This window comes from Halobacillus sp. BBL2006, assembly GCF_000786645.1.
Taxonomy (GTDB): domain Bacteria; phylum Bacillota; class Bacilli; order Bacillales; family Halobacillaceae; genus Halobacillus.
The window spans coordinates 1-4,908 of sequence record NZ_JRNX01000246.1; the positions used below are offsets into that span (position 1 = coordinate 1).

3 protein-coding genes and 1 pseudogene are annotated in these 4,908 nt (G+C 41.3%); 3 read left to right on the top strand and 1 reads right to left on the bottom strand.

All coding sequences use genetic code 11. The features are described from left to right. Positions 1 to 385: pseudogene (locus tag LD39_RS08180) on the bottom strand (Fe(3+) ABC transporter substrate-binding protein); the annotation flags it as partial. Between the two features lie 301 nt (positions 386 to 686). Between LD39_RS08180 and LD39_RS08185 the strand changes: the two are divergent. The 3 genes from LD39_RS08185 to LD39_RS08195 form a co-directional block, all read left to right on the top strand. Continuing rightward, positions 687 to 2,138 (top strand): sodium:alanine symporter family protein, encoded by a 1,452-nt coding sequence (locus tag LD39_RS08185; RefSeq protein WP_035545053.1) that lies wholly within the window; start codon positions 687 to 689, stop codon positions 2,136 to 2,138. Positions 2,139 to 2,223: 85 nt separating this feature from the next. Further along, positions 2,224 to 4,122, top strand: a complete 1,899-nt coding sequence (locus LD39_RS08190) for an ABC-F family ATP-binding cassette domain-containing protein (protein ID WP_035545052.1) — start codon at positions 2,224 to 2,226, stop codon at positions 4,120 to 4,122. A 97-nt stretch (positions 4,123 to 4,219) separates the two neighbouring features. After that, positions 4,220 to 4,908 (top strand): aminopeptidase (locus LD39_RS08195; RefSeq protein ID WP_197061405.1); only part of this gene is annotated, 689 nt, incomplete at its 3' end.

Below are 4,908 nucleotides of genomic sequence, written 5' to 3' on the forward strand. Positions count from 1 at the left end.
GGTGCAGACGACCAGCGTCCGCTGTAATTAATACGTCAGCTTTGGAAGCTTTTCCTTCACGATCTAGACGAGCAATCAACTCATCGTCATCGCCTTTAATGACGTTGACTTTTATACCCGTTTCTTCGGTGAATTTATCATATAGCTCCTGGTCTGTTTCGTAGTGGCGCCCAGTATAAAGGTTTACTTCGCCGCCAATTTCTTCTGCTTTGTACTCTGCAGATTCCGAGCTTTCTTCTGTGGGGTTTTCTTCGGTGTCGGCACTTTCTTCTGTCGCTTCATTTTCACTTTCAGAAGCGTTCTCTCCTTCATCGCTGCCGCAAGCTGCGAGTGTAAAGATGGAAAGAATCATGATAAAGCTAAACAAAAACCATTTGTTTCTCATTTCCTCACCTCATATGTAAAATTTAGATTGTTTATTGAAAATGATTTTCAATACCAATTACTATTCTAATGAAAATCATTCTCAAGTCAATAGCGCATAGAGAGTTTCTAGTTATATATTGTGAAATTTGAAAAGAATTTGAACTGTTTTATAGAGCCTCGTCAATTCTGGCCTAAAATTCCAATTGTTCTAGTTTAGATTCGTTGGTAAAGTAGTTTTGTACTACTTTGTCTTTTTTCAGTTTTATGAATAGGCAGTAAGGGTAAACGAATTTCAATTGGTAATAATTACAATCTTAATTATGGAGGTGGGATCCTTGCTATCTTTTTTAAATGATCTAATGTGGGGATATATCTTAGTTGCTGCCCTTTTAGGTTTAGGTTTATGGTTTTCGATTAAACTTAATTTTGTTCAGTTCCGTTATATCCCTGAAATGATCCGTGTACTATTTGATAAGCGTTCAATGACGGCAGAAGGGAAGAAGGGAACGTCTGCGTTTCAGGCTTTTACCATCAGTACGGCATCCAGGGTAGGGACAGGTAACTTGGCAGGAGTAGCTGCAGCGATTACGGTTGGTGGCCCTGGAGCTGTTTTTTGGATGTGGCTTGTTGCTATTCTAGGCGGTGCTTCAAGTTTTATTGAGAGTACATTGGCACAAATTTATAAAGTCCCGGACAAAAACCAGTATCGTGGCGGACCTGCTTATTATATGGAAAAAGGTTTAAATAACCGCGCGCTCGGAATTGTCTTTGCAGTAACGATCACCTTTACGTATGGACTGGTTTTCAGTTCAGTACAATCGAATACGATCCGTCTTGCTTTTGAAAACTCGTTTAATATCCAAAAATGGTTCATGGGAGCTATTTTGACCTTTATAGTGGCTTTAATTATATTTGGAGGGTTGAAGCGTATCGCGCAGGTAACCCAATATGTAATTCCTATTATGGCTATCTTCTATATTATTTTAGCGGGATATGTATTATTTTCGAATATCGGCCAAGTTCCTACTATGATCAGTCAAATCTTCCAAGGAGCCTTCGGTTTCCGAGAGATTGCCGGAGGAACATTTGGGGGAATGATTTTGATCGGTATTAAACGAGGGTTGTTTTCTAACGAGGCAGGAATGGGAAGTGCGCCTAACGCTGCTGCAACATCTGAAGTCACTCACCCTGTTAAACAAGGACTAATTCAAACATTAGGGGTGTTTACGGATACATTGCTTATATGTAGTGCGACAGCAGTTATCATCCTATTTGCAGGTGAATATGCTGGAACGGAGCTGGATGGTATTCAGCTTACACAATCAGCTTTTGAATCTCAATTAGGTACGTGGGCCTCCATTTTTATTGCTGTTGCGATCTTCTTGTTTGCGTTTAGTTCCATTATCGGAAACTATTATTACGGGGAAACGAATATTGAGTTCATTAAGAGGAGCTCAAGCAATATTTTCATTTACCGTATTGCCGTCCTGGGTATGGTTATGTTCGGTGCTGTAGCTGAGTTCGATCTAGTTTGGTCTCTTGCTGACTTAACGATGGGGATCATGGCACTTATCAACCTTTATGCTATCTTCAGACTATCCTCTGTTGCTTATGCTGCTCTAAAGGATTATCGAAGACAGCGTAAAGAAGGAAAAGACCCTGTGTTCTATCAAGATCTCCTTCCTGGAGTGAAAGGGATCGAGTACTGGCGGCGAGATCAGGATATTGCCTATGAAAATGAAACTGAAAATAGAAAGCAAGCCAATAGATAATTGAAAAAATCCTAGAGCATACAAAGAAGCTCTAGGATTTTTTTGTGATATCATGAGGAAAGATTCTTATTAAAGGATGAGCGAAATGAGTTTATTGTCAGTTGATCATATAAGTAAAAGTTATGGAGATAAAGATCTGTTCAAGGATTTATCCTTTACGATTTCTAATCAGCAAAGAATCGGTCTGATTGGGGTGAACGGTACAGGAAAGTCGACATTATTAAAGGTACTGGCACAGATCGAGAAAGGCGATACAGGCCATTTGGATCATGCTAAAGACTTCACTGTGGAATATTTACCTCAGGAACCTGCCTTGGATGAAGAAAAAACTGTTCTTGAGCAAATCTATTACGGTGAGTCTGAGATGATGAAGGTCATGAGACAGTATGAACAAGTACTAGTGGAACTTGCAGAGCACCCTGAAGATGCAACTGTACAGAATCGTATGCTGTCTTTACAGCAAAAAATGGATGAAACGGATGCATGGGAAGCGAATACTGTTGCGAAGACGGTTTTGTCTAAATTAGGGATCGGAGATTATCAAAAACAAGTAAGTTCATTATCTGGGGGACAGAAGAAGAGGGTGGCGATTGCACAAGCCCTTATTCAACCGGCTGATCTCTTATTGTTAGATGAGCCTACCAACCACTTGGATAATGAAACGATTGAGTGGTTGGAAGAATATTTGGCTTCTTATAAAGGTGCCCTAATGGTTGTTACGCACGATCGGTATTTCTTGAACCGAGTTACCAACCTGATCTATGAACTCGATCACGGGAACTTGTATATCTATGAAGGAAACTATGAAACTTTTCTAGAGAAGAAGGCAGAACGTGAAGAATGGGAACGTCAGGCGGAGCAAAAACACCGCAATACGCTAAAGCGAGAATTAGCGTGGCTGAAGGCGGGAGTCAAAGCGAGAAGCACGAAACAAAAAGCAAGAATCCAACGGGTGGAAGCCATGAAGGAGGAGAGCTTCGACACCAACAAAGAACAGGTGGATATGGCCATTGGTTCAACCAGACTTGGAAATGAAGTGATTGAGCTGGAAGGAGTCTCGAAATCGTTCGCAGATCAAAAGCTTGTCGATGATTTCAACTATCTAGTCGTACCTGGAGAAAGATTAGGGATTATTGGACCGAATGGATCTGGAAAAACGACTTTACTGAATATGATGGCTGAACGGGTGAACCCTGATCATGGGAAGATCAAAATCGGCTCAACTGTGAAAATAGGGTATTATACTCAGGATCATGAAGAAATCGATGGTTCGCTTAAAGTCATCGAATATATAAAAGAAGTGGCAGAGGTCATTTCAACGGCTGATGGTGACGAAATCACAGCAGAGCAAATGTTGGAACGCTTCTTATTCCCAAGATCTCAGCAATGGACATATATTAAACGATTATCAGGAGGAGAGCGGCGTCGCTTATACTTGTTGAGAGTTTTGATGAGCGAACCAAACGTCCTGTTTCTAGATGAGCCTACCAATGATCTGGATACAGAAACACTTAGCGTATTAGAAGATTATCTTGATCAATTTCCTGGTGTCGTCATTACGGTTTCACACGACCGCTACTTTTTAGACCGTGTGGTAGATCGACTGCTGGCGTTTGAAAACGGGGATATCAGACGATTTTATGGAAATTACTCAGAATATCTTGAAGCACGCAAGCAAGAAGAGAAGAAGAAGCAAGAGCAAAAGAAAGCTACATCGGCTCAAGAATCCACAAGGCGCTCCAATCGTAAGCGGAAACTTTCTTACCACGAAAAGCAGGAATGGCAAACGATTGAAGACGACATTGCTTCCTTAGAGGAACAGCTTGAAGAGGTCAGTGAAGGAATTGCTGAAGCCTCCAGTGATTTTGATAAGGTTCAGGAATTGTATCAAAAGCAGGGAGACCTTGAAAGGCAGTTAGAGGATAAGATGGAACGATGGGAAGAATTATCATTAATTGTTGAAGAATTGGAGAATAATGATTAATGGGAGACGCGGGCTTGCCCGGTCTCTTTTTTTGTGAAAGACCAGTAAATATGGAATAATGAATACGGATACAGAAAGAAAACGGGAGGAAACAATCATGAAAATGCCTAATCAAGAAATGCTTGAAAAATACGCAGATTTAGCATTGAAAACAGGAGTAAACTTACAAAAAGATCAAAAATTGATGATCAACTCCACAATTGAAGGTGCTGAGTTTACACGTATCATCGCAAAAAAAGCTTATGAAATGGGAGCGAAGGATGTACATATTAACTGGGGAGATGATGCCTTAACCCGGATGAAATATGAGCATGCCGACAAGGAAACCCTTTCAGAAGTGCCTGAATGGCAACAACAGCTGTACACGTATTTTGCTGAAGAAGGGGCAGCCATCTTGTCTGTGCGCTCCACAGACCCTGACCTTCTTAAAGGAATTGATGCTGGAAAAGTCGCAGCGGCTAACAAGGCCAGAGCAGAAGCGATGTCTACGTTCCGTTCTTATACGATGAACGATCGAATCCAGTGGTCGATCGTCAGTATTCCCATTCCCGCCTGGGCTCAGAAAATCTTCCCTAAAGAAAACGAGGAAGATGCTGTAGAAAAGCTTTGGGAACAAATCTTCAGCATTGTCAGTGTCGATCGGGAGAATCCTGTAGCGGCCTGGGAAGAGCACAACAAAACTTTGATCAAAGCACGTGAGTACTTGAATAAAAAGCAGTATAGCAAACTGGTATACAAGGCACCGGGTACGGAATTGGAAGTTGATCTTCCGAAAGGTCATGTTTG

Bases quoted from the DNA above. Each gene is read 5' to 3' on its own strand.
- LD39_RS08185 (WP_035545053.1), top strand. From the start codon at position 687: ATGGAGGTGGGATCCTTGCTATCTTTTTTAAATGATCTAATGTGGGGA.
- LD39_RS08190 (WP_035545052.1), top strand. From the start codon at position 2,224: ATGAGTTTATTGTCAGTTGATCATATAAGTAAAAGTTATGGAGATAAA.